The 24,609-nt window shown below is 42.5% G+C and carries 21 protein-coding genes; 6 read left to right on the top strand and 15 right to left on the bottom strand.

What is annotated here, in order from left to right:
* Positions 1 to 3 precede the first annotated feature (3 nt).
* Genes D0X99_RS19175 through tamL form a run of 3 tightly spaced genes read right to left on the bottom strand, consistent with a single transcriptional unit; the run spans position 4 to position 3,913 of the window.
* Entirely contained in the window at positions 4 to 579 is a 576-nt protein-coding gene (locus D0X99_RS19175; RefSeq protein WP_119479486.1) for a phosphatase PAP2 family protein, read from the bottom strand.
* A complete protein-coding gene (gene hemF, locus D0X99_RS19170) occupies positions 576 to 1,487 on the bottom strand; it encodes an oxygen-dependent coproporphyrinogen oxidase (protein ID WP_119479485.1) in 912 nt (303 codons plus the stop codon). Before hemF ends, D0X99_RS19175 begins: the two co-directional genes overlap by 4 nt.
* 8 nt (positions 1,488 to 1,495) lie before the next feature.
* Positions 1,496 to 3,913: a translocation and assembly module lipoprotein TamL gene (tamL, locus tag D0X99_RS19165; RefSeq protein ID WP_119479484.1), complete on the bottom strand. Its 2,418-nt coding sequence runs from the start codon at positions 3,911 to 3,913 to the stop codon at positions 1,496 to 1,498.
* Between the two features lie 20 nt (positions 3,914 to 3,933).
* Here tamL and D0X99_RS19160 point away from each other — a divergent pair, with 20 nt between their 5' ends.
* The 3 genes from D0X99_RS19160 (at position 3,934) to D0X99_RS19150 (ending at position 6,416) form a co-directional block, all read left to right on the top strand.
* Positions 3,934 to 4,683, top strand: a complete 750-nt coding sequence (locus D0X99_RS19160; protein ID WP_119479483.1) for a TrmH family RNA methyltransferase — start codon at positions 3,934 to 3,936, stop codon at positions 4,681 to 4,683.
* Positions 4,680 to 5,672, top strand: a complete 993-nt coding sequence (locus D0X99_RS19155) for a bile acid:sodium symporter family protein (RefSeq protein WP_119479482.1) — start codon at positions 4,680 to 4,682, stop codon at positions 5,670 to 5,672. Before D0X99_RS19160 ends, D0X99_RS19155 begins: the two co-directional genes overlap by 4 nt.
* 114 nt (positions 5,673 to 5,786) lie before the next feature.
* Complete coding sequence (locus tag D0X99_RS19150; protein WP_119479481.1) at positions 5,787 to 6,416, top strand: hypothetical protein; 630 nt, start codon at positions 5,787 to 5,789, stop codon at positions 6,414 to 6,416.
* Here the strand turns inward: D0X99_RS19150 and D0X99_RS19145 are convergent.
* The 11 genes from D0X99_RS19145 to D0X99_RS19095 form a co-directional block, all read right to left on the bottom strand.
* A complete protein-coding gene (locus D0X99_RS19145; protein WP_119479480.1) occupies positions 6,395 to 8,971 on the bottom strand; it encodes a mechanosensitive ion channel family protein in 2,577 nt (858 codons plus the stop codon). The two genes, D0X99_RS19150 and D0X99_RS19145, sit on opposite strands and share 22 nt — an antisense overlap.
* Before the next feature lie 176 nt (positions 8,972 to 9,147).
* Positions 9,148 to 9,408 carry an acyl-CoA-binding protein gene (locus D0X99_RS19140; protein ID WP_119479479.1) on the bottom strand — a complete coding sequence of 87 codons (261 nt, stop codon included), beginning with the start codon at positions 9,406 to 9,408 and terminating at the stop codon, positions 9,148 to 9,150.
* Positions 9,409 to 9,525: 117 nt separating this feature from the next.
* On the bottom strand, positions 9,526 to 10,812 hold the full coding sequence (locus D0X99_RS19135) for a citrate synthase (RefSeq protein WP_119479478.1): 1,287 nt from the start codon (positions 10,810 to 10,812) through the stop codon (positions 9,526 to 9,528).
* 248 nt (positions 10,813 to 11,060) lie between these two features.
* Positions 11,061 to 11,483 (bottom strand): BrxA/BrxB family bacilliredoxin, encoded by a 423-nt coding sequence (locus D0X99_RS19130; RefSeq protein ID WP_119479477.1) that lies wholly within the window; start codon positions 11,481 to 11,483, stop codon positions 11,061 to 11,063.
* Between the two features lie 24 nt (positions 11,484 to 11,507).
* Positions 11,508 to 11,846, bottom strand: coding sequence for a DUF59 domain-containing protein (locus tag D0X99_RS19125; RefSeq protein ID WP_119479476.1), 339 nt, complete (start codon positions 11,844 to 11,846; stop codon positions 11,508 to 11,510).
* A 2-nt stretch (positions 11,847 to 11,848) separates the two neighbouring features.
* Positions 11,849 to 12,280 (bottom strand): SufE family protein, encoded by a 432-nt coding sequence (locus tag D0X99_RS19120; protein ID WP_119479475.1) that lies wholly within the window; start codon positions 12,278 to 12,280, stop codon positions 11,849 to 11,851.
* A complete protein-coding gene (locus D0X99_RS19115) occupies positions 12,277 to 13,500 on the bottom strand; it encodes a cysteine desulfurase (RefSeq protein WP_119479474.1) in 1,224 nt (407 codons plus the stop codon). Before D0X99_RS19115 ends, D0X99_RS19120 begins: the two co-directional genes overlap by 4 nt.
* Positions 13,501 to 13,504: 4 nt before the next feature.
* Positions 13,505 to 14,773 carry a Fe-S cluster assembly protein SufD gene (sufD, locus tag D0X99_RS19110; RefSeq protein ID WP_119479473.1) on the bottom strand — a complete coding sequence of 423 codons (1,269 nt, stop codon included), beginning with the start codon at positions 14,771 to 14,773 and terminating at the stop codon, positions 13,505 to 13,507.
* Positions 14,774 to 14,790: 17 nt separating this feature from the next.
* Complete coding sequence (sufC, locus tag D0X99_RS19105; protein WP_119479472.1) at positions 14,791 to 15,555, bottom strand: Fe-S cluster assembly ATPase SufC; 765 nt, start codon at positions 15,553 to 15,555, stop codon at positions 14,791 to 14,793.
* Between the two features lie 48 nt (positions 15,556 to 15,603).
* Positions 15,604 to 17,049 carry a Fe-S cluster assembly protein SufB gene (gene sufB / locus D0X99_RS19100; protein WP_119479471.1) on the bottom strand — a complete coding sequence of 482 codons (1,446 nt, stop codon included), beginning with the start codon at positions 17,047 to 17,049 and terminating at the stop codon, positions 15,604 to 15,606.
* Between the two features lie 239 nt (positions 17,050 to 17,288).
* A complete protein-coding gene (locus D0X99_RS19095) occupies positions 17,289 to 17,762 on the bottom strand; it encodes an Lrp/AsnC ligand binding domain-containing protein (RefSeq protein WP_119479470.1) in 474 nt (157 codons plus the stop codon).
* A gap of 381 nt (positions 17,763 to 18,143) precedes the next feature.
* On the opposite strand from D0X99_RS19095, the gene D0X99_RS19090 reads away from it, so the two are divergent.
* From D0X99_RS19090 to D0X99_RS19080, 3 genes are all read left to right on the top strand, one after another.
* Positions 18,144 to 18,671, top strand: coding sequence for a hypothetical protein (locus tag D0X99_RS19090; RefSeq protein ID WP_119479469.1), 528 nt, complete (start codon positions 18,144 to 18,146; stop codon positions 18,669 to 18,671).
* 90 nt (positions 18,672 to 18,761) lie between these two features.
* Positions 18,762 to 20,681 carry a M14 family metallopeptidase gene (locus D0X99_RS19085; protein WP_394336586.1) on the top strand — a complete coding sequence of 640 codons (1,920 nt, stop codon included), beginning with the start codon at positions 18,762 to 18,764 and terminating at the stop codon, positions 20,679 to 20,681.
* 10 nt (positions 20,682 to 20,691) lie between these two features.
* Positions 20,692 to 23,505: an alpha/beta hydrolase family protein gene (locus D0X99_RS19080; protein WP_119479509.1), complete on the top strand. Its 2,814-nt coding sequence runs from the start codon at positions 20,692 to 20,694 to the stop codon at positions 23,503 to 23,505.
* 258 nt (positions 23,506 to 23,763) lie between these two features.
* Here the strand turns inward: D0X99_RS19080 and D0X99_RS19075 are convergent, their stop codons facing one another.
* Positions 23,764 to 24,558, bottom strand: a complete 795-nt coding sequence (locus tag D0X99_RS19075; RefSeq protein ID WP_119479468.1) for a thymidylate synthase — start codon at positions 24,556 to 24,558, stop codon at positions 23,764 to 23,766.
* Positions 24,559 to 24,609 lie beyond the last annotated feature (51 nt).

Genomic DNA, 24,609 nt, shown 5'->3' with positions numbered 1-24,609 from the left:
AAGTTATTTGAGGGTTTGTTTGATCAGCTCTCTTCTTATAAAAACTATAAAGAACCAGGAAATCCATCCAACCACAACCCCAATCGTCGCTCCCAAAACAATGTCAAAAGGGTAGTGGACTCCCAGATAAATCCGGGTGTAACTCACTACTGCCGCGTATAGGAAAAGCCACTTTAGGTTTTTGACCTTGCCTTTCAGCTTGAGGTTAAGGAAAACTGCCATCCCGAATGTATTAGCCGCATGGGAGGAGACGAACCCATAAAGTCCTCCACATCGGCCGTAGTTATGCATCATGCCGTCCCATCTCGGATCGTGACAAGGTCTCAGGCGCTCCATCAGCGGTTTTAGAAATCCGGAGGTAAATTGATCTGCAATCAAAATGGTTAGCGCGACTCCACCCAAAACCCACCAGGCATTGGCCCGATCCTGTTTGAAAATACGATATATCAAAAAGGCAAAAAGCGGAACCCATGTGATTGTCTCAGTCATCTGAAATACAATCGGATCCAGCCAGTCGGCATGAAAGGAATTTAACCAAAGGAACAAGTCCTCATCCCATTTTTTTAGCGTCTCAATCATTCCTGATAAGTTAACCAATCTATGTCTTTCTTCAGATGATCCACCGTGAACTGTTCATCACTTCCTGCTTTGGGTTCGTGCATGTAGGTCCATTCAGCCTGGGGAGGCATACTCATCAGGATACTTTCAGTCCTGCCATTGGTATCCAGACCAAATTTCGTCCCCGCATCCCACACGAGGTTAAATTCCACGTAGCGGCCTCGTCGGAGATTTTGCCAGGCTTTTTCCTCCGCTCCAAAAGGAATCTTTGAGTTTTTCTGCATGAAATAGGAATAGACTCTTGGGAAAAGCCTTCCGATTTCCAAGCTGAAATCAAGAACTTGCTGGAAATGTGTATCTGACTTGCCGCTCAATCGGTCGTAGAAAATCCCTCCTATCCCTCGGGTTTCGTTTCGGTGACGGATGAAAAAGTAATCGTCAGCCCATGCTTTGAATTTTGGATAATACTCTGAATCAAACTGATCACAGACTTTTTTTACTTCCTGATGGAAATACTTTGCGTCTTGAGGATCTATGTAATGGGGTGTCAAATCAATTCCTCCGCCAAACCAATGAACCCCATTTTCCATTTCGAAATAGCGGATATTCATGTGAATAATCGGAACCATTGGACTAAAGGGATGCAGCACGATGGATACTCCGGTTGCAAAAAAATCGGCTTGGTCAAGTCCCAGTTTGTTTAGGATTTTTTCCGGAGTTGGTCCGTGTACCGCCGAAAAGGCTACTCCACCTTTTTCGATGATAGCTCCATTTTGAAAGATCCGGGTTCGTCCACCACCTCCGTCTGCCCGATCCCATCGGTCTTCCATAAACTTTCCTTTTCCATCTCCTTGCTCCAAACCAGCGCAGATGTAATCCTGCATTTGCTGGTAGATCAAAGCAATTTCTTCTTTTGTTTTCCTACTCATGGCACCTATCAGAAAGGATATCCTATCCCAAAGTTTAAAACAGTTTGTCCTTTGACCCCAAAAGGCTTTGCAAAACTGATGTTGTCAAAAACCCATCGTTCACCCAAAGGCTTGGAGGGGTCGATGGCTTTGGTCGCTAAGTCCAAGCGGATGACCAGAAAGTCAAAGTCCATCCTCAAACCAAAACCTGCCCCGACAGCGATTTCCTGGTAAAAACGATCATACCTGAAATCTGCTCCTGGTCGGGCGGCATCATAGCCAATTACCCAGCTATTTCCGGCGTCAATGAAGAGTGCCATGTCAAAATAGCCGATTAGCTTTCTTCGGTATTCCAGCATGCTTTCCAAGATCATCTCGGCTGGCTGTTCACTGGTATAATCATATTCTCCCCCTTCACCGGTTTTGGGAACCGAGCTGCCCGGCCCTAGACGTCTGGCTTGCCATGCCCGGATACTGGTTCCACCTCCTGCAAAGAAGTATTTTTCATAAGGCAAGATTCCGGCACTGACACCATAAGGTCTGGCCCAACCAAAATTCAAGCGGTAAGCAAAGGTTTGTTTTTCATTTACCGGATAATACCTACGAAAATCTACCTGTGCCTTTACCCATTGAAAGTTGGCATATTCGATGCCCGGTTCGCTGTTGCTGTTCACATCAAAAAAATTCAGACTGGTACCCCCACTTTCTGCAAACAAACGGAGCAAGGAAGCTTTGTTGGAATTAAAATCCCCGTATTTATTGAAATTAATGATGGATTGACCGGAAAAGCTACTGATGAAGGAAGGCAGGAATGACCAAATCAAGTTGTTGCCATCCTCCTGCAAATCTTCAAGAATCTGAAGGAATTCGGGCTGGATGCTAGGAGTCCGGATATAACTCAGATCCGCAGCATTGATTGTGAAAAACTGCCTGTTGTTGCGGGTAGCCCAGGTATAAGAAAGGAGGCCGTTCACGGAATTTCGTGTGTATTCCGGTCTGTTGGTGTAGTTGTATCCAAATCTGACTCTCGTGTTGGGGTTGTATCGCCCGTATCGCTGAAGAGAATTTGGAGCAAATGGAATCAAAAACCGGGGAAAAATCACTGAAACAGCCGTGTTTACCTCACTGCTTTGGTACACCCCTTGGTCGGTGGCAGATGCCACTCCTTCCAAACCCGCACGGAAACTGAATTCCAGTATTTCTCCGGCTCTAAAGAAATTTCGGTTCCTCAGTGCAGTACTGAAAAAGGGTCCTGGGAGCTGTTCGGTAATGGTAAGCCCCAATTGGTTGGTGAGCTGGTATTTTTGATTTGGCTGGGTGAAAATGTTTGCAGTCAGTGACGTGCCAACCGTGTCAAATGAAATGTTTACAAATCGGAAAAGGTCCAAGTTGCTGAGCTGACGTTGTGTTTCGATTGCTGAAACCCGGCTGTATGGCTGTCCTTTGGTAAAGAAAATCCTGGATGCCATCACTTTGGCTGAATAACGATCCCGGTAAAATGAAAAATGAATATCCCTGAAATTTTGCTGAATCCTTCGGTCAGCAAATTCATTGCTTGGAGGATTGATGCGGAAGGTGATGGAATCTATTGTGTAGACTTCGTGCTTATCAGTGAACACGGGCTTTTGGATTACCTGCTCCAGTTTGATGGTTTTGGCAGAGGTATCCTGATAAGCGACGTAGTTGATGTAGGATTTCGAAAACATGTAGAATCCGTTGTTTTTCAACAGATCTTCGATTCGATTCCGCTCCGAGACAATGTTATCCTGAATGTAATAATCGCCTTGTTTGAGTAAGGAGCTGGAAGAACTTTGCTTGAGCAGTTTGAGAATTTCCTGATTGTCTGATCTGGTGTAGACTGAGTCCAGAATGTAAGGATCTCGCTCTTCTATCAAATAGCTGATGGTAGCTTTTTGCTTTTTGGTCTCTACTTCAAAATCGACTTGAGCATCAAAAAATCCATGGTTTACCAGATAGCCTTTGAGGTTATTGACTGAGGTGATTGTCTCTGTGCTGTCCAATATTACCAAAGGATTTCCGGTCCGCATCACGGCATTTCCGAATTCCAATTTTTTCTTCAGGCCTTCAATCTTGGAAAGCAGCTTTTCTTCCCGCTTTCTGAGTTTTTTTTCATCCGGAAGGGTATCACGGGCAGCCTTGACCTGCATGAGTTCACTTTCTGCTTCTACCAGATTTCCGGCAACTTTGATGCTGTCGTAGAAATTTCTTCCGAACCGATAAATAAATACACCCGGTGAAGTCCCAAGTAATCGGGTGTTTGGTTCTTGTTCCAACAGTCCATAGAGATCCTCTTCGTCGGATTTTTCTACTCCTTGGAGTTTATTTTCATAGACCGCATATTGTCCTTCCTGCAGGTCCTTGGTCAAGGAACAACCAAAGCTCATCCCAAGCAGAGCTATAAAAAGTATATATTTGGAGGATTTCAAAATCGGAATAAGCTGAAGGGATGCTGAGCAAAAATACGGTTAAGTTTATAAAATCCTTACATCAAAAAAAATACCGAAGCGAGAGCGGAAAGTTCTTTGTGGAGGGTGAGAAAAGCGTTCTGGAGGTACTTCAGTCAGATTTTTCGGTGGAAGTATTACTGGTTACCGAGTCATTTGAGCAAAAACATCTCCGAGTTTTGAATTCCTTTCGAGGAGAGTTGATCCGGGTGACCCAAAACCAATTGGAGCAGGTGGGACAATTCCAATCCAATGATTCTGCCTTGGCTGTGGTTCAAATGAAGTCAAATTCAGCATTTTTCCCCGAAAAGGAGGACTTGATTTTGGCTCTGGATGATGTGCGTGATCCTGGCAATCTGGGAACTATCATCCGGGTGGCAGATTGGTACGGGATCGAAAAGATGGTGTTTTCTCCCCAAACTGCTGAATTCTACAATCCCAAAGTGATTCAGTCTACCATGGGTTCTTTTACTCGAATTCAGTTTTTTTATGAAGATCTCGCACAGGTGGTGGATCGATGGAAGCTTCCTGTTTATGGCGCTTTTTTGGATGGAGAGAATGTCCACCAACTTCAAAAACCCGCTCCGGGTATTCTGTTGATGGGAAATGAATCCAAAGGAATATCTCCCGAGATGGAGAAAAAAGTGACTAAAAAAATAACCATTCCCGGTTTTGGTCATGCTGAATCACTCAACGTTGCCATTGCTACGGCGATTCTCTGTGACAACTTCAAAAGACTAATGGGCTCATGACTGGCAAGCTGGCCCAAACCCTAAATCGAGTCGGAATCAACGGATTTTTGATGGGGCTGTTTGTGGCCATTGGATTGGCTGCTGTTTTTCCGGAAGTTGGTTCCGAGCAATCAGGCTTGCCTTGGAAGCCGGTGATTAACGTAGGGATTGCCTTGGTATTCTTTTTTTACGGGGTCAAACTCAATCCCGAGCAACTCAAGTCCGGCCTTTCCAACTGGAGGCTTCACCTGTTGATTCAGCTTTCCACGTTCCTGTTATTTCCCGTTTTGGTCTTTTTGCTGTTACAGATGATGCCATGGATTGACCAGGATTTTCGATTGGGGATCAGTTATCTGTCTGCACTGCCGTCCACCGTAAGTGCCTCCGTGGTTATGGTGTCCATTGCAGGGGGGAATATACCTGCGGCCATTTTCAATGCGAGTATTTCCAGTCTTTTGGGAGTGGTGATTACGCCGGCATGGATGGGAGTTTTGGCAGGAGCGACAGGTGCAGAAATAGACCTTCTTCCTACGCTTGGCGAACTTTCATTCAAAGTAATTTTGCCCGTTATTCTGGGAGTTTTTTTCCATGGTGTACTTTTTCCAATTCTAAAAAGTCATTTGTCCAGACTGAAATATGTGGACCAGACCGTGATAACGATGATTGTTTTTACATCATTTGCTCAAGCTTTTTCCCAGAAAGTGTTTTCACCCTATCAGGCAACAACTCTTTTGAAAATTGCAGGAATCATGCTTGGAATTTTGCTGATAGCTTTTTTTGCAATTTGGGCGTGTACTGCTCTTTTGAAATTTGATGTTAAAGATAGGATAACAGCTTTATTCAGTGGATCTACCAAATCCCTGGTTCATGGGGTGGTGATAGGCAAGGTGATTTTTCCGGATCCAAGCATTTTTGGTCTTGTCCTTTTGCCTGTGATGCTTTACCACATCCAGCAGCTTGTCCTGGGAAGCATGCTTGCTGGATATTTTGGAAGGAAAAAGGCTGAGTAATTAGTCGAAACCACCTCTTTAGTAGAGTTTTAGTCCATTTAGATGGATTGTTCGTCCGTTCTTAATTGCCTAATATTGAGTGAACTTAGTGTTGAATTTTCAAAGTAAATTCCGATGAAAAACATATTTCTACTTACCGTACTAGCAGGAATATTTTGGGCCTGTAATTCCCAACCTTCCAAAGAACTTGATTCTACTGCAAAGATAGCAGATTCTATTGCCGTGGAAGATGTGGTGGTGGATCCTGACCCTTCAGATCAAATTCCCGGCGATCAATACCTCATTGATGCGTCTTCGGCCCAGACAGCCACTATAGTCCGGGATCGACTCATCCAACTTTACGCGGAGGACTTAAAAATTGGAGTGGTGGATTCATTGAGCAGAAAGTTCATTTTTTTTGAATACGATCTAAATGGCGACAACAGTAAGGAGATTTTTGTAGGACTTACCGGTCCTTATTTTTGCGGATCGGGCGGATGTACTCAATTTATCCTGAATGCACAGGGTGAGGTCATCTCCAAATTTACTGTCACCGATTATCCCGTTGTGATTTCTCCAGATCAAACCAATGGATATAAGGATCTTTACCTACTGAGTGGAGGTGAATTTCGGGTGGTGAAATTTGGAGGGAAATCGTACCCTGGGAATCCTTCCGTCTTACCCAAGTTGGGTACTGTTCCCGGAGACGGCTTACCCCAAGCACTCGATTTTATAAATGATAATTATCCTTGGTTCAGATTCTGAGAATCGGAGTCTTTTTGGGGTGATTTAGGAAGGTCCACTTTTATCCCCGATTTCACATGTAGGTCCATTTGTGGGAAAGGTATTCGTATTCCGTTGTGCTTGAATGATTCATTTGCTTTGCTGATCAGATCACCTTTTACAAAGGGATAGTCCAAATAGGTATTGACCCAAAAAGTCACTTCAATATCAATGCTGCTATCCGTAAACTCCACGGGGACCACTCTAGGCGCCGGGTTCATTCTAATTCGTGAATCTTCGCCGACAATTTCCTTAAGCAGTTGAATTGCCAGTCCCAAGTCGGTACCATAAGCCACACCAATTACTGCGGTAAGCTTTCTCCCTCTTCCAGTAGTCCAATTGATCAGTTGCTTGCTGATCAGATCTCCATTTGGAATCACTACTGTTGGCCCTTCAAACATATTAACCACACTGCTTCGGAATCCTATGGATTTCATGATCCCCGGCTTACCTTCTATTTCAATCAAATCCCCGACTTTCACGGTGTTTTCAAAAGCCAGGATCAATCCACTGACCAGGTTATTGACCAATCCCTGGAGACCCAAGCCTATACCCACGGATAGAGCCCCCAAGATTATGGTGATTTTATCCAAAGGAATTCCCGATGCGGCAAAAGCCAAAAACAATCCCAGAGAGATCACAAAGATCTGAACCAATAAAAGCCAGCTTCCAAAACTGATTCGTTTTCTCTTTTCCGCAGAATTACTAGCCTCAGGATCTGCTGCAAAAAGGGATAATAGCCTGGAAATCAAAACCGAAACCAGTAAAATGATCAAAAACACAAAAAGTCCATTGATCGAAAATTCATAAGAACCGATCATGCGCTTTTCGTTTAGAAACTGACTGATTGACAGGGAAATCTGGGAAAAGCTGTAAAAATTTTTCCCCACTAGGATTATCCATCCAAAGACCAAGAAGGTGTAAAAAATACCAGGAGCTTTGTTTCCAAGTCGGTCAAAGTTGATGAAAAACAGTTCTTTCTCCTGGTTATGATAGATTTTGGTTGCAATGGCTAAGCCTTGATTGATCAAGCGGATAGTCCATAGGAGGAGGATTCCGACCACAATCCCGATGTACCCTGCTACCAAAAATGATTTGGATAGATTGAATCTACCGGCTAGGTTAAGAACCAAAGAAACCAACTCGAAAAATCCCATGAAATAAATAAAATAGATTACTCTCTTCTCTTTAAGTTGATCTGTTTTGTTTTTAATAAACGTGGAGGTCAAAAACAAAATACCAATAAGGGAGAGTGTAATCAACAAGTATCTTTCCTCAACTGTGGGCAACAGAATCATATTCGTGAGCCCTGAAAGAAGGAAAATTAGGACCGTGAACACCCAAAAGAAAAACCAAAAGCTTTTCAGAAAACTTGAGAAAATCAATGTGAAAGAAATTGATGCCACAAACCAAATAAGCCAATAGAAAATAAAGGGAGGGCTTGGGAAGAAAAATTGAAAACACCCGATTACGATAACAATGGACGATAGGAGGGGATGCCTTAAAATGACTTTTCCATCATCATGAACATCCTGTTCATTCAGAAAGCCAATACGAGATTTTAGAGTCTTGATGAAAATCCAGGAGACAAATATCAAAAGAGCCATAACCAACAATCTGGTTTGGTATAGTCTCAGGTAAAAAATCAGAGCTAGTTTTTCTTTGGCGTAAGAATATGAAATTGACTCGGAAAGGGGTCTTTGATAAAATTTGGAATCTTGATCCTCAGGAATTTCCTTTTTGAAAATTGATGCGTTAAGGTTCTTCCTAATCAACTCCAAACTTTCAATTTGGGTATTCAAGTCAAATACCATTTCGTTAAGAGAAGTCTGGAGGCTGTCCAATTTATCACTGAAATTTGCGAGTGAATCCTCTACAGGCTTCATTTCTTTGTTTATTTCAAGTAACAAAAATGCATATTGTCTGGTCTGAAGAGAATCGGTAGGAAACAGGTAAAGATCTTCTTCTGCGGAAATGGAATCTATCTTGAATTGGGCCTGTCGAATTGCAGAGGCAAATTCATCCACTTTCTTTTTTTCCGCTACCAATTCATCCAGCATTTCCTGGAAAATAGCCGCAGATACGGTCAGGTTTCTTTCCGTTTGCAGCTCAATGTCGTCTCCATAAATCCCATGAAGTACTTTGGGAATCAGTTCCTGAAACTCGGCCATCTTTGACTTGACCGCAGAATAACCAAACCCTTTATTCAAAAGGGCCTTGACTTTGAAATTTTCATTTTTGAGTTCAGTGATTAAATCGTGTTGTTTGAGATAGACTTTTCTACTTTCAAACTTTTCCTGACTTTTGAGATATTCTGATTTTCCTGCATTTTGAACTTGCTGAATGAATCCTGAATGGGTAGTCGAATCTGAGGGTAATGGACCAGAATGCTGGACTGAGTCCTGAATCTGGTTTTGATCCTGGCCCAATACTTCAAGTTCGGGTGAAAGAAGAAAAAACAAAAGGATTGTGACTGGGACAAATCCTTTTGGAATTAGTTTAATAATTCGATCAAGCCCAGATTTTTTATTGCTCATAAATTCCCGACACTGCTAAAATTCAATCAGGCCATATAAATAAGAAAAATTTACGAAACCGGGAAATTCCCAAAATTTGAATGCTGATTTGGTCAGAATTGAAATAATATTCTTTTCAGACTAAAAATATTTATCATAATCATAAAAAAGCCCGAATTTGAATTCAGGCCTACTCTTTATAGATACTTTTTGGAAAGTTCTTCGACCAAATCAAGATAAGCTTGGGTGGCTTCTTCCTTTGACTTTCCTTTTAAAATCAGCCAAGCATTGTACTTGGCGGCTGCTTTAAAGTCAAAGCCACCAGGCCTTTCATTTTCATTATCTCCTTCAGTGGCTTGTTTGTACAATCCATAAAGTCTCAAAAGTTCTTCATTGGTTGGCTTTGTGGTAAATTTTTGGGTGAGGGCAACAGCTTCTTCTAGGGTAGTTGGTTTCATTGTAAACTCATTTAGTGTGTTTCAGTTTCCAAATATGGGGCCAATTGGAAATTTCTAAAAGGCTGGAAACAACAAAGCCACCTCTTTTCAAGAGATGGCTTTGTTAGGTTTGAACTTTTAGCGCTTATTGATAAAGACATAATCCCTCTCACCTGCTCCAACGTAAATCTGACGAGGTCTTCCAATTGGTTCTTTTTGCTCGCGCATCTCCTTCCATTGAGCAATCCATCCAGGGAGACGTCCTAAAGCAAACATTACTGTGAACATATCAGTAGGGATTCCAAGGGCTCTGTAGATGATCCCTGAGTAGAAATCCACATTTGGATAGAGTTTTCTGTCAATGAAATATTGATCATTCAGTGCAGCATGTTCAAGTTCTTTGGCAATGTCCAAAACCGGATCTGAGACTCCAAGTCTGCCCAATACCTCATCAGCGGCCTGCTTGATGATTTTCGCTCTTGGGTCAAAGTTTTTATAAACCCGGTGTCCAAAGCCCATCAAACGGAAAGAATCATTCTTGTCCTTCGCTTTGTCCAAGTATTTTTTAGCATCACCGCCATCCGCTTTGATTGCTTCCAGCATCTCAATCACAGACTGATTGGCACCACCATGGAGTGGGCCCCATAGTGCGTTGATTCCAGCAGAAATCGAAGCGTAGATTGATGCCTGAGAGGAGCCTACCATCCTTACTGTGGAGGTAGAGCAGTTCTGCTCATGATCAGCATGTAATATCAACAGCTTGTCCAATGCTGTTGCCACTATTGGATCCACTTCATACTTTTCAGCAGGAAGGGCAAACATCATTTTCAACAAGTTGGAACAATAATCCAAAGTGTTGTCTGGATAGTTGACAGGATGTCCAACCTTGTTCTTCATCGCCCAGGCTGCGAAAGTTGGCATTTTTGCCATCAATCGAACGATGCTTAGGTTCACCTCTTCTTCACTCTGATTTGGATTTAAAGAATCAGGATAAAATGCAGAAAGCGAACATATCAATGAAGAAAGTACACCCATTGGATGGGCATTTGAAGGGAAACCAGCAAGAATTTTCTTGATATCCTCATGAACCAGGGTGTGAAGCGTGATTTCTCTGGTGAATTTGTCGTATTCTGCCTGATTGGGAAGTTCGCCATAAATCAACAAGTAGGAAACTTCCAGAAATGTTGCCTTTTTGGACAGGTCTTCAATTCGGTATCCTCGATATCTCAAAACTCCCTGCTCACCATCCAAAAAGGTAATGGCGCTTTTGGTGGCTCCTGTATTTTTGTAACCGGGATCAAGGGTGATTAGTCCCGTTACATCACGAAGTTTACCTACATCAATTGCGCTTTCATCTTCAGTACCAGTTATTACCGGAAATTCAAATTCTTGCCCTTTGTAGGACAGCTTGGCGGAGTCAGACATATATTGTTAGTTTGGATTCGTTTTGATTTAAAAACTCTAAAATCGGCCTGAAGTTAATAAAACTGACCATTTTTTAAGGATTTTATTCCACAAGCAAAGTCAATATTATTCAATTGACTTCAGATCAATTGAGTCATTTAGTAAGTCTTTGAAAATAAAGTAGTTGTTGCGTCCGGCATCATAAAATGAGTTAATGATGGTGATAACTGATACCGTGGATAGATAAAAAAAGCCCCGAAGGGCTTTTTTTAGTCGCAGAAATGCTCAAACACTTCCACCAAGTGATCACCGATCATTTTAGCGTTTCGGCCTTCGATATGATGGCGTTCAATGAAGTGTACCAATTCCCCGTCTTTAAACAAAGCCATCGCAGGGGAGGATGGAGGATAAGGCAAAACCAATTCTCTTACTTTTGCTACAGCCTCGCGGTCATTTCCTGCAAACACAGTAGCCAGGGTAGTAGGTTTTTTTGAGGCATGTTCGACAGCATATCTTACGCCCGGTCTAGCCGCACCGGCGGCACAGCCACATACAGAGTTGACCACAACGAAAGTGGTACCTTTGTGATTTGGACCCAAGTGCTCTGCCACTTGCTCAGCTGTTCTAAATTCTTGGAATCCTACGTTTGAAAGTTCTGCCCTCATGGGAGCAATTAGCTCTTCAGGATACATATTGATGTGTTTTATTGTTCAGTTTTAAAGAAATCCTAATTCAAGTTTAGCTGCCTCCGACATCATGTCTTGGGAATAAGGCGGATCAAAGGTCACTTCCACCTCAACATTATTCACTCCCTGGATCTGCTGAATCCGATCCTTAACTTCGGAAGGGATAAATTCCGCTGAAGGACAGTTGGGTGAGGTCAAGGTCATTTGCACATAGACATTGTTTACAGGATAAACTGTAATCTCATAGATCAATCCCAATTCATAGACATCCACAGGGATTTCCGGATCATAAACCTGTTTGATGGCCATTACCACCTTGTCTCTCAGGTTGGTTACCTGTCCGTTATCTACACTGCTTTCCGCTTCCATTTTCAGGCGTTTTGCTTTGTTTGAAAAGCCAAGGCATACAATTTCATTTGCTTGATCATTGCTGAAAGTCCATTCGATCGCTGGCTACCAATGATACTTCCCATACCGATTCGTTCGATAAAATTAAGATCTGCTTTTAAAATCTCTTCGGGACGGCGATTGTTTAATACCCGGATCAAAAGTGAGATTAAACCTTTGGTAATGTCTGTATTGGAGTCCGCTTTGTAGTGAACTTTTCCATCTACTTCGTCAGCTGTCAACCAAACCTTGGACTGACATCCTTTAATGATGTTTTCGTCGACTCTTTCAGATTCAGGAAAAGCTTCCAAGTTTTCTCCCAATTCCATAATGTAGAAAATGGTTGACTCTTTATCCTCACCGAGGATTTCGAATTCCGAAACGATCTCTTCCTGTATTTCCTTGATGCTGCTCATTTATTCTTTAATCTCGCTAATTGAGCTACGCCCTCAGTCAGCTTGTCGATTTCTGATTTGGTATTGTAAACTCCAAAAGAGGCGCGTACAGTTCCTTCGATCCCAAATCTTTTCATAAGTGGCTGGGTGCAGTGATGTCCTGTCCGAACAGCAATTCCTTTTGCATCGAGCATTTGCCCCACATCGAAAGGATGCATTCCATTGATATTGAATGACAAAACGGAAACTTTATCCGAAGCTGTTCCTACGGGAATGAAGCCTTTGATGTCCTTCAATTGTTCATTGGCATAGGCCAAAAGAGAATCCTCGTGCGCTTTCATGGCTGGTTTTCCGATGGATTTGAAAAAATCCAGGGAAGCTTTGAATGCAATCACATCGGCGATATTTGGAGTGCCAGCTTCAAATTTGAACGGTATGTCATTGTAAGTGGTCTTTTCAAAAGTAACTTCTTTGATCATTTCTCCGCCTCCCAAAAACGGTGGCATGGCTTCCAGCAATTCACGTTTCCCATATAAAACTCCCAGACCTGTAGGGCCATACAGCTTATGAGCTGAGAATGCCAAAAAATCGCAATCCAACGCCTGTACATCAATTTCCAAATGCGAGGTGGATTGGGCTCCGTCCAAAAGGACTTTAGCACCTACCGCATGAGCCGCATCGATGATTTTTTTTACTGGATTGATCGTTCCCAATGCATTGGAGGCATGCACAATGCTGACCAGCTTGGTTTTCTTAGAAAGGAGCTTTTCGAACTCTTCGAACAGAATTTCACCAGCCTCATTTATTGGAATGATCTTTAGAACAGCACCTTTTTCTTCACAGAGCATTTGCCACGGCACAATGTTGGAGTGGTGTTCCATCGTGGAAATAATGATTTCGTCATCCTTCCCGATAAATTTTCTTCCAAAAGACTGGGCTACTAAATTGATGCTTTCGGTAGTTCCCTTGGTAAAAATGATTTCTGCCGATTCTCTAGCCTTGATAAATTCCCGCACAGCCTCCCGTGTATCCTCGTAATACCGAGTGGCCCGATCTGCCAAAGCATGAGCTCCGCGATGAATGTTGGAGTTGTCGTGCTCGTAGTACTTTGTTAAAGCATCGAGTACAGATTGGGGTTTTTGGGTTGTAGCAGCGTTATCAAAATAAATCAAAGGTTTGCCATGCACTTCTTGATGAAGTACAGGAAACAAACCCCTGATTTTTTGGATATCTAAACTCATGGAATTAGAATTTGCTTCCCAACCGCTCTTGAATCAAAGAGACGCAGTAATTATGGAAGCTTTCTTCTTCGATTTTTTCCAGAACTTCCCCAGCAAAGGCATAAAGCAACAAACCCTTTGCCTGCACTTTGTCAATTCCTCTGGCTTGAAGGTAGAAAAGTGCCTCTTCATCCAATTGTCCTACAGTACATCCATGGGAGCATTTTACGTCATCCGCCCAAATCTCCAATTGAGGTTTGGTGTTTACGATTGCTTCCTCGGAAAGTAGAATATTGTTGTTTTGCTGAAAGGCATTTGTTTTTTGGGCATCCTGACGAACGAAAATTTTTCCGTTGAAAACACCTCGTGACTGGTCAGCCAAAATTCCCTTATACAATTCGTTGGACTCAGCGTGTGGAATGGTGTGATCCACATTGGTATGATTATCCACGTGGGTTTTCCCATTCAAAAGGTAGATGCCATACATATTTCCTTCTGAGTTGCTCCCTAAAAGGTTCAGAGTAAGGTTATTTCTAACCAAGTCTCCGGAAAGCGAAATATTAACACTGGTAAACCTGGCATCTTGCTGAATGTCAGTTTCAAAATTGCTGACTTCGATGACATTTTTACCTTCGTTTTGAAGTCTATAGTAGCGGATTTGGGTATTGATTCCCCCTTTCACTTCCACCACTTTGTTTAGGAAATAGCTGGATTCACCAAGGCTGATGCTTTGATCTAAGAAGGTAACTTCTGAAAAGTCTCCCGCTTCAATCCATACTCTAGGTTGGATCACCTGTCCCTGGTTTGCCTGATTGAAAGAAAGCAATAGGATCGGCTTTTCAATCTGGGTTTTCTTGGGAACGGAAATGAAAATTCCATCCTCAAAAGTGGCTTGGTTCAGAGCGGTAAATGCATCTTTTCCAGGTTTGGCAATGGTGCCAAGTGCCAATTCGGGTTTTGCAGAAATTAGTGAAATCTCCACGCTTTCGATAGAGGAGGAAAGCTCAGGAAGGAATTTTCCGTTTGAGAAAACCAGAACATTTCCTTCAAATCCTTCGAAAAGGGCAGACTTAACTTGATCAATTGTTACCTCTATTGGAAGAGCCGCAGAGTAATTAACAATGCTTTGCTCCAGTTTTTTACCAATGTTGGTAAATTTATATTCCTCAGCTTTTGGCGCAGGAATGTCCTGAGCTAGAAAGCTTTCTTCTGCCAGTTTTCGGACTGATTCGAAGTTTTTGGGAGCTGCTGTGAATAGGCTGCTAAATGTATCTTGTTTGGTCAAGGTACTCATGAGTGTGGTTTTAGAAATCAGACAGTAGCAGCAGAATCAACTTCTTCTTTGATCCAATCGTAACCCTTTTCTTCGAGTTCCAAAGCCAACTCTTTAGTACCAGACTTTACGATGCGTCCTTTATAAAGTACATGTACGTAATCGGGAACGATGTAATCGAGCAATCGCTGATAGTGCGTTACCACGATGGTAGCATTTTGGTCTGATTTCAATTGATTCACTCCATTGGAAACGATCCTCAAGGCATCAATGTCCAGACCGGAGTCAGTTTCATCCAAAATAGAAAGAGAAGGCTCAAGCATTGCCATCTGGAAGATTTCGTTTCGTTTCTTTTCTCCTCCTGAAAATCCTTCATTCAAAGATCTGCTTAGCAGTTTTTGATCGATTTCCACAAGTTTCATCTTTTCCTTCATCAGTGTCAAAAACTTCACCGCATCCAAAGGCTCCTGACCTCTATATTCACGGACTTGATTGACAGCTGTTCTGAGAAAGTTGGTAGAGGAAACCCCCGGAATTTCAACAGGGTATTGAAAAGCCAAGAAAACGCCTTCTCTGGCACGGTCTTCCGGAGCCAGATCCAATAGGTTTTTCCCTTTGAAAGTCACTTCACCGTCAGTCACTTCATATTCCTCACGTCCTGCAAGGACGGACGCCAAAGTGGATTTTCCGGATCCATTTGGACCCATGATAGCATGAACTTCACCAGCTTTTACTTCCAAATTGATGCCTCTCAGAATGGGAGTTCCATCAATTGAGGCATGTAGGTTTTTTATTGATAGCATGATTCTAATGTTTCAAATTTTAAATGTTCCGATTTGCCAACCGGAAAGTTATCCTACAGATCCTTCCAGTGTAAGCGCAAGTAATTTCTGGGCTTCCACAGCGAATTCCATGGGAAGTTGGTTTAATACTTCTTTGGCGTAACCATTTACTATAAGTGCGACAGCATCTTCTGTTGCGATCCCTCTTTGGTTGCAATAGAAAATCTGATCCTCACCAATTTTTGATGTTGTCGCCTCGTGCTCTACTTTGGCACTGGAGTTATTGATGTCGATGTAAGGGAAAGTATGTGCACCACAACGGTCGCCCATCAGCAAAGAGTCACATTGGGAGAAGTTTCTGGCATTGTCTGCGCGCTTCATCACCTGGACTTGACCTCTGTAGGAGTTTTGAGATTTTCCTGCTGAAATACCCTTTGAAACAATTCTCGATTTGGTGTTTTTACCAATGTGAATCATTTTCGTTCCGGTATCTGCCTGCTGATAATTGTTTGTTACAGCTACAGAGTAAAACTCACCGATGGAATAATCTCCTTTTAGAATACAGGAAGGATATTTCCAGGTTACAGCTGAACCGGTTTCTACTTGAGTCCACGAAATTTTGGAATGGTCTCCGGCGCAGATTCCGCGCTTGGTCACGAAGTTGAAAATACCGCCTTTGCCCTCCTTGTCTCCAGGGAACCAATTTTGTACAGTAGAATATTTTACCTCGGCATGTGCACCTGCATAGATTTCCACTACCGCGGCATGCAATTGATTTTCATCACGTTGTGGTGCTGTGCAACCTTCCAAATAGCTCACGTAGGATTCATCATCAGCCACGATCAGAGTTCTTTCAAACTGACCTGTATTTGCTGCATTAATTCGGAAATAGGTGGAAAGTTCCATTGGGCAACGGACGCCTTTTGGTATGTAGCAGAATGAACCATCAGAAAAAACGGCTGAGTTCAATGCTGCGTAGTAGTTGTCTGTCATTGGGACTACCGAGCCCAAGTATTTTTTGATCAAATCCGGATGCTCTTTTACCGCTTCGCTGAATGAACAAAAAACAATTCCCAATTTCCCTAAAGTATCTCTGAATGTGGTTGCTACAGACACCGAATCCAAAACTGCATCCACTGCAATTCCCTGCAATCTCTTTTGCTCATTCAAAGAGATTCCCAGTCGCTCATAAATAGCAATCAGTTCCGGATCAACTTCATCCAGATTTTTTGTTTTTTTAACTTGCTTAGGAGCAGAATAGTATCGAAGTGCCTGAAGATCAATTTTTGGATAGTGAACATTGGCCCATTCCGGTTCTTTCATGGTAAGCCAAGTACGGAAAGCTTTTAATCTCCATTCTAAAAGCCATTCCGGTTCTTCTTTTTTGGCAGAAATCCATCGAATAATACCTTCATTTAGGCCGATCGGAGCTTCATCTGCTTCATAATTAACCGACCATCCATGTTCATATTCTTTGGAGGTTAATTCTTCTAAAATCGAGTTGTCTTTGCTCATGAGCCGAGTTATTTAGACTAATTACATTTTAACTGCGAAGGTATAACATATAATCAAATTACAATGTTCGCAGTCATTTGAAAAATCTATCGGCGATATGAAAATTATTGGAAAAGGGCCTTTATTCTTTCAATTTCAAGATATTTTGCTTAAAAAAATAAAGCCCGGATTAAGCCGGGCTATTAGATTTTTTCTTGAAAAGCGGAAAATTTATTTATCTAGATTTAATCTAAATAGAGTTACTTTTCTTTGTCAAAAAACTGAATTGGTCTGTTGATACTCTCTTCTAGTACGATCAATGTCTCGGTTCTGTCGATTCCGTCTACTTTTTGGATTTTATCCAAAACTAGACGAAGGTGGTTGGTATCCCGGCAAATGATTTTTGCGAAAATGGAATAATTACCTGTGGTGTAATAAGCGCTAACTACTTCGGTGATGGATTTTAGTTTTTCAATCACATTGTCATAAAGTGAACTTTTTTCAAGATATATTCCAAGGAAGGCAGAGATATCATAACCAAGTTTGGAGAAGTCAATATTTAAGGTTGCGCTTTTCACAATTCCCATATCCTCCAATTTTTTCATCCTCACATGGACAGTTCCAGAGGATACAAATACCTTCTTAGCAATTTCAGTATATGGTGTCTTTGCATCTTCGTTGAGAAGCGAGATGATTTTGAGGTCTATGTTGTCGATATCTAAAATTTTGTCCATTTTCCTGTAGAGGATTTAGATGATTGTTAATGAATGATGCGGTAAATTAGAGATTGTTCAAAATATTGCAAAATTATTTTTTCAATTTGTAATTAATGTCAAAATCCATTTACTTTGGGCGTATCAATCAAAGACAGTTGAAAATTTGGTTTTGGTAAATTTGAATGTTAGATAAATCTGACAACATTTAAAAAACCAAATAATCATCAATCAATACGAAAACTTTTAATCTCTAAAGTTATATTTGGGTTTATATTCTGAAAAGGGTCTTGCCGGTGGCAAGACTTTTTTGTTTTTAGGGTTTTGATTTTCAAATGCAAAATTTTGCATTTGAGATTTTTAAAAATGTATATTTAAGTGTACTTTTGACCTATGCTACACATGAAGCCTTTCAACAGATTTGTTTCGTTAGTCTTTCTAGGACTTATTTTCACTTTTCCCTTGGAAAATGCAAGCGTAGCCGCGCAGCAAAATCTTGAGGTGGAGGATATGAATCTGAGAGTAATTCAGTTTCAAAAGTTAAGCCTTCACAAACTGGTTACCGAAGTGAATGTATATGAATTCACAAAACCAGAGGATTTGGAGCTCACTCCATTATCGGTAATTGAGGAAAATATTGCTCGAAATCTTGATTCCCATTGGGTTTGGCCGGAATATACCCTCGAAATGATAGATAGTTACTCCCCTTTCCTGTTTCGAACTAAGAAAACCCAAGATTTGGAAGAGGTGAAGCTTTTGGTAGAAGTGGATTCAAAAGGAAAAGTTTCAGGTTTTGAAGTTCTTGGCGAAGTTGATAAGGGGCTTAAAGAGCGTTTGGATTATTTGATCCGGAAATTACCTGTTTGCAAGCCTGTACCTGGGTTTAGCAGTTATATTCCTGAAAAATTTGAATTGACTATCAGAAAATAAGCAGACCAGTTAATCTGGTCTTTTTTTTTTAAGCGGTTGGACTAGCCAAATCAGGCTTTCTTATTTTTAAAAATCCAACATTATTCTTCCATGATGAGAATTCAACTGCTTTCAGCGGCATGCCTAATTTCGGGCATTTCAGTAGCACAGGTAAAACCGTTTCAGCCTGAAAAACTATTTCCTGAAAAAGACGAAAAGTCGAAATTTTATACTGTTTCCGGAGAACGTCACGGTCCATCTTTCTTCAAAAAATTTGTATTTCCTGAGGTTGAATATACCCCCGGGGAAAAACTGACTTTTGATAAATACCACACTGTGGAGGTCATGTATCACTGGTATGAAAAGTGGGCTGTCCAATATCCTGACATTGTGGATTTGTATGTAATTGGTCATTCGTTCGAAGGTCGTCCAATTTATCAGATGACACTGACTAACAAGAAAACTGGCAAAGACACTGATAAGCCTGCTGCCTATTTTGAAGGGGGGCGACATTCCGGTGAAATTACTTCCAGCGAATCAATTCTTTGGCTGACCCAGCATTTATTGGAAAATTATGGCAAAGACCCTGAAATCACTGCCATGATTGATTCCAAGGCTATTTACCTACGCCCCCAAAACAATCCGGATGGATCGAATATGTACCTCTACACTGAACAGCGAAACAGAAGTACAGTCAGGCCCAATGATACCGATCGCGATGGCTTGTTGGATGAAGATCCTGAAGAAGATTTGGATGGTGATGGCATAATCTACCAATTAAGAAAAAAGGCCACAACACCTGAAGAGATAGAAAAAGCCAATTTTATCATTGATCCAAAAGATCCCAAGGGAAGACTGATGAAGCGTACTTTTCCGGGAAAAGGTGAGTATTTGGTTTACACAGAGGGAATTGATAACGATGGTGATGGATCATACAATGAGGATGGAATAGGGGGATTGGATTTGCACCGCAATTATCCTGAAAACTGGAGGCCAAACCCCGGAGGAGATTTGACAGGTCGTGGATATACCCAGTTTGGTGCTGGCGAATATCCGCTTAGCGAAATTGAAACCCGCTCTACTGCACTTTGGATGCTCAGCCATCCGAATATCTCCGTGGTCAATTCCATGGATACTCGAGTTCCAATGCACCTTCGTCCGCCTTCAACTTCCAAGTCTGAAGAGCGCATGTATCCCCAGGATTTGGCAATCTATCAAGAGATGGATCAGTTGGGGCTCTCTTTTACTGCCTACCCATGGGCGGGCGATGTATATGAGACCTATGCAACTCGATACAAAGTCAATGAATTGACTGGAGATCCCTTGAAGCCAGAACCACTTTTTGGTCACGGTCCAGATTTTGGTTATTTCTATTATGGCAGTATTTGGTACGGAGACGAACTCTGGAACAATGGCGCAATGAAAGACTACGATGGAGACGGAATCTACGACGAGTACGACGGGTTGATGTGGGATGATGAGGCCAATGGAAGTAAGGGTTTTCGGGCGTGGACTCCAATGACCCATCCAGTTTTGGGAGAAGTGGAAATCGGCGGTTTTCATCCCAAATTCTTTGGCCAAAATGGACCTGCTTGGCAGTTGGAAGATTGGGCGAAAAAACAGGCTCTCTTCAACTTGGCGATGGCCAAACGATTGCCTCAGCTGACCATTTCCGATCTGAAGGTCAAGAAACTTTCTGATGGGGAATTTGAAATCACGTTGGAATGGACCAATTCAGGCCAGTTGCCAGTTGCATTGGAACAAGCGAAACTGGTGAAAATCGTTCAGGAAGACCGGGTTTCCCTGGACTTTGACAAGGAACTGACCAAAGGATATGAAAATGCCAAGGTGAAAATTACGTCTCCAACGCTTTACGACAAGACCATTTATTCCGGATATACTGGAATAGGTGAGAAGAAGTCTGCCACGTTCAAGGTGAGGGTGGAAGGAAGTGATGCTGTGAAAGGAAAAATCAAGCTTTCGTCCACTCGGGGAGGCTATTTTGAAAGAGAATTTACGCTAAACCAATAAGTTGATTACCATGATTACAAAACAAAGTTTGAGTGTCTTGCTGATTCTTTTTCTGATTTGCCAAAGTGGTTTTGCACAACAGAAAAGATCCCTGACACATGCTGATTACGACGGATGGGAAAGTCTTTCTTCCGAAAAAATTACCAAAAATGGTCAGTTCGTAGGTTATCAGATTTCTACTCAGGACGGTGATGGAAGGTTGGAAATTTTTCCTTTTAAAAATCCTGCTCAAAAGACAATCATCCCGAGAGCTTCCGGTTTTAGCTTCACTCCGGATGATGCCTATGCCGTAGGAAAAATAGCTGCTCAAAAGGATTCAGTCCGTGTGTTGAAGCTTCAAAAGAAGAAACCGGATGATCTGCCTAAAGACAGTCTGTTCATTATGAATTTGGCTTCAGGAAAAGTGGAAAAGCTTCCTCGGGTGAAGTCCTTCGCGACTCCAATAGAAAAGGGGAGCTGGATTGCGATTCACTTTGAAAAGGACTTGCCCAAGAAACCCGATCTGGCTGACACTACAAAAAAAGCCGAAAAACCCAAGAAAACGGATGGAACAAAACTTCTTGTCAGAACGCTCGACGGTTCCAGATTCTGGGAATTTGAGCGGGTGAAAAGCTTTGGATTTGCACCGAACGGCGACTTTCTTCAGTACATTTTGGCTGAGGAGGATACTCTGGACAATGCCGCACTTTATGTACTGAATCTTTCTACCGGAGAAAGTAAGCTGGTTCATGAAAAGATGACCACTTATTCCAATTTGACTTTTTCCCCCAAGTCTAAGTTTTTGTCCTTTATCGCTACGGATGATTCCTTGAAGGCCAAAAAGCCAGTTCATTCCCTGCACGTGTATAATGTGTCCGGAGGAACTTTTTCCCATAAAATTGAAAAATCAACTCCCGGAATCATGGATGGCGGTCGGGTAAGTCCCGATGGCAGCATCCGATTTTCGGAAGATGAAAGTCGGATGTTTTTTGGGGTAGCCCAGGATTATGTGGATTATGCCTATGCCAATGACACCACGATTCTGGATGAGGAACGGGTAAGTTTGGATATTTGGGGGTGGCAGGATGCGGAGATTCAGCCTATGCAGCTCGTCAACCGATCCTCCGAGGAGAAAAAGACATTTACTGCTGTTCTGGAAACCGGATCAGGAAAAGTTATCCAATTGGCAACTCCCGAACTGGACAATGTGAACTTGGAAAATAAAATCACCAAAGACATTGCGCTGGCCTGGACCGATGACCCTTACCGTAGAGCCTATAGTTGGGATATTCAGATCGGTAGGGATCTGTACTGGATTGAATTGAAAAGTGGAGCAAAAACCCTTATTGAGAAGAATGCTTCCGGCTCGCCGAGACTTTCTCCTGAGGGAAAATATGCCTATTGGTACGATTCCCGAGACAGTGCTTGGGTTGCTTTTGACATTCAATCCAAATCAAGAATCAATCTGACCAAAGCCCTTCCGGTTCCTTTTTTTGAGGAATTGCATGATTCTCCTTCTTTGCCGGGAAGCTATGGGTCCGAGGGTTGGTTGGCTGGAGAAGCCGCGATTTTGATCAATGACCGATTTGATATTTGGAAAATCGATCCAAAAAATCCTTCGGCAGCCGTAAACTTAACTCTTGGAGAAGGCAGGAAAAAGCAAATCACTTTCCGTAGAGAACGGTTAAGGGCTGATGAAACCTTCATCGATCCCAAAGAGCCCTTGATTCTTTCTGCATTTAATGAAGTGAACAAGGACAATGGCTTTTTCACCACTTCTTTCGATGGCAAAACAGCTCCAAAGCAATTGATCCTGTCTCCACATCGATACACAGGATTGACCAAAGCCAAAGAGTCTAACCAGGTTTTGGTCAGAAGGTCCACCTATGTTGAAAATGCAGATTTGTACTTAAGTGATTTGACTTTCAAATCCCTGAACAAGGCTTCGAATCTGAACCCACAGCAAGCCGGAATCAAGTGGGGAAGTGTGGAACTGATCTCCTATCTGGCTAATGACGGAACTCCGCTGCAGGGATTACTTTTCAAACCGGAAGGATTTGATGCTTCCAAAAAGTACCCGATGATGGTGTACTTCTACGAGCGAAACAGCGAGACTTTGCACAACTACCGAGCACCCGCTCCTAGCCGTAGCACGATTAATATCCCATTTTTCGTGAGTAATGATTATTTGGTTTTTGTGCCGGATATCAAGTATGACCTCGGCCTTCCAGGGCCAAGCGCGTACAACTGTATCATACCAGGAGTACAGGCTGTGATTGCAAAGGGTGGTGTGGATACCGAAAATATGGCGATCCAAGGTCAAAGCTGGGGAGGCTACCAGGTTGCTTACCTGATCACCCGAACCAACATGTTCAAAGCAGCCGGGGCCGGTGCGCCCGTGGTCAACATGACTTCTGCCTATGGAGGAATCCGCTGGCAAACCGGGATGAGCCGAATGTTCCAGTACGAGCAAACTCAGTCCAGGATTGGAGGGACGCTTTGGGAAAAACCTTTGTACTACATGGAAAATTCCCCTCTGTTTACCATGGATCGAGTGGAGACTCCGGTCTTGATCATGCACAACGATGCGGACGGTTCGGTGCCTTGGTATCAGGGAATCGAAATGTTTATGGCGCTCAAGCGATTGAACAAACCTGCTTGGTTGCTTCAATACAATGGAGAAGATCACAACCTGGTGCAGCGCAAAAATGCAAAGGACCTATCCATTCGTTTGAGCCAATTCTTTGATCATTACCTCAAAGGTGCTCCGGCACCGCTCTGGATGACTGAAGGTCTTCCTGCGGTGGAAAAAGGGAAAACACTCAAATACGAGTTAGGAAATTAAAACTCAAAAGCCCCGAATTTTAAATGATTCGGGGCTTTTCAACTTTTCCAAAGTTCGAAACTTTAGAAAAGTTCTTAACCTCAGGACTAGACTTCGAAAAAGACTAAAAAAAGAAGGCTGAAAATCTCTTTCCAGCCCCCAATTCATTTGTTGATAATTGATTTTCAATCACAAAATTGAATCTCGCATAAGTTATATCCACTCATAGATGCTTGGTCTGAGGTTATGCTCGATTTCAAATCTCAAATTTCAAACCCCTCAAACCGCCACAGGTGCTTTGATGTGAGGATGTGGATCGTAATTCAAGAGTTCGAAGTCCTCGTATTTGAACTCGAAAATATCCTTCACGGTCGGATTTATTTTCATAGTCGGAAGAGGTCGAATATCCCTGCTGAGCTGCAATTCTGCTTGCTCTAAGTGATTGAGATAAAGGTGGGCGTCACCGAAAGTATGGACAAAATCGCCCGGCTCAAGATCACACACCTGAGCTACCATCATTGTGAAAAGTGCGTAAGAGGCAATATTGAATGGCACACCAAGAAAGACATCCGCACTCCGCTGGTACAACTGACAGGAAAGTTTGCCATCAGCTACATAAAATTGAAAAATCGTGTGACAGGGAGGCAAGGCCATGTGATCCACATCGGCTACATTCCACGCACTGACGATGTGCCGGCGGCTGTCAGGTTTTGTTTTGATCTGGTGGATCAGGTTTTTGATTTGATCGATTTCTCCGCCTTTTCCATCTGGCCAATGTCTCCACTGGTAGCCATACACCGGCCCTAAATCGCCGTTTTCATCCGCCCATTCGTCCCAAATGGATACCCCGTTTTCCTTGAGCCATTTGATATTGGAATCCCCTCTCAAAAACCAAAGCAATTCGACGATGATGGAGCGTAAATGAAGTTTTTTGGTGGTAACAACCGGAAAACCTTCTGCCAGATTAAACCGCATCTGATGGCCGAAAATGCTTATCGTACCTGTACCGGTTCGGTCTGTTTTCTTCACTCCTTCAGCGAGGATTCGCTTCATCAAATCGTGGTATTGCTGCATGATAGTTCTGTAAATTTCTCGGGTGGAAAGATAGCGATTCGAATAATTTTA

The sequence above is a fragment of the Algoriphagus lacus genome (genome assembly GCF_003583985.1).
GTDB lineage: Bacteria > Bacteroidota > Bacteroidia > Cytophagales > Cyclobacteriaceae > Algoriphagus > Algoriphagus lacus.
The sequence above is the reverse complement of the archived record's forward strand: the minus strand, read 5'-3'. Positions and strand labels throughout refer to the sequence as shown.

Coding starts and splice junctions, on each gene's coding strand:
- D0X99_RS19175 (WP_119479486.1), bottom strand. CDS start 579: ATGATTGAGACGCTAAAAAAATGGGATGAGGACTTGTTCCTTTGGTTA.
- hemF (WP_119479485.1), bottom strand. CDS start 1,487: ATGAGTAGGAAAACAAAAGAAGAAATTGCTTTGATCTACCAGCAAATG.
- D0X99_RS19160 (WP_119479483.1), top strand. CDS start 3,934: ATGCTGAGCAAAAATACGGTTAAGTTTATAAAATCCTTACATCAAAAA.
- D0X99_RS19155 (WP_119479482.1), top strand. CDS start 4,680: ATGACTGGCAAGCTGGCCCAAACCCTAAATCGAGTCGGAATCAACGGA.
- D0X99_RS19150 (WP_119479481.1), top strand. CDS start 5,787: ATGAAAAACATATTTCTACTTACCGTACTAGCAGGAATATTTTGGGCC.
- D0X99_RS19145 (WP_119479480.1), bottom strand. CDS start 8,971: ATGAGCAATAAAAAATCTGGGCTTGATCGAATTATTAAACTAATTCCA.
- D0X99_RS19140 (WP_119479479.1), bottom strand. CDS start 9,408: ATGAAACCAACTACCCTAGAAGAAGCTGTTGCCCTCACCCAAAAATTT.
- D0X99_RS19135 (WP_119479478.1), bottom strand. CDS start 10,812: ATGTCTGACTCCGCCAAGCTGTCCTACAAAGGGCAAGAATTTGAATTT.
- D0X99_RS19130 (WP_119479477.1), bottom strand. CDS start 11,483: ATGTATCCTGAAGAGCTAATTGCTCCCATGAGGGCAGAACTTTCAAAC.
- D0X99_RS19125 (WP_119479476.1), bottom strand. CDS start 11,846: ATGGAAGCGGAAAGCAGTGTAGATAACGGACAGGTAACCAACCTGAGA.
- D0X99_RS19120 (WP_119479475.1), bottom strand. CDS start 12,280: ATGAGCAGCATCAAGGAAATACAGGAAGAGATCGTTTCGGAATTCGAA.
- D0X99_RS19115 (WP_119479474.1), bottom strand. CDS start 13,500: ATGAGTTTAGATATCCAAAAAATCAGGGGTTTGTTTCCTGTACTTCAT.
- sufD (WP_119479473.1), bottom strand. CDS start 14,773: ATGAGTACCTTGACCAAACAAGATACATTTAGCAGCCTATTCACAGCA.
- sufC (WP_119479472.1), bottom strand. CDS start 15,555: ATGCTATCAATAAAAAACCTACATGCCTCAATTGATGGAACTCCCATT.
- sufB (WP_119479471.1), bottom strand. CDS start 17,049: ATGAGCAAAGACAACTCGATTTTAGAAGAATTAACCTCCAAAGAATAT.
- D0X99_RS19095 (WP_119479470.1), bottom strand. CDS start 17,762: ATGGACAAAATTTTAGATATCGACAACATAGACCTCAAAATCATCTCG.
- D0X99_RS19090 (WP_119479469.1), top strand. CDS start 18,144: ATGAAGCCTTTCAACAGATTTGTTTCGTTAGTCTTTCTAGGACTTATT.
- D0X99_RS19085 (WP_394336586.1), top strand. CDS start 18,762: ATGATGAGAATTCAACTGCTTTCAGCGGCATGCCTAATTTCGGGCATT.
- D0X99_RS19080 (WP_119479509.1), top strand. CDS start 20,692: ATGATTACAAAACAAAGTTTGAGTGTCTTGCTGATTCTTTTTCTGATT.
- D0X99_RS19075 (WP_119479468.1), bottom strand. CDS start 24,558: ATGCAGCAATACCACGATTTGATGAAGCGAATCCTCGCTGAAGGAGTG.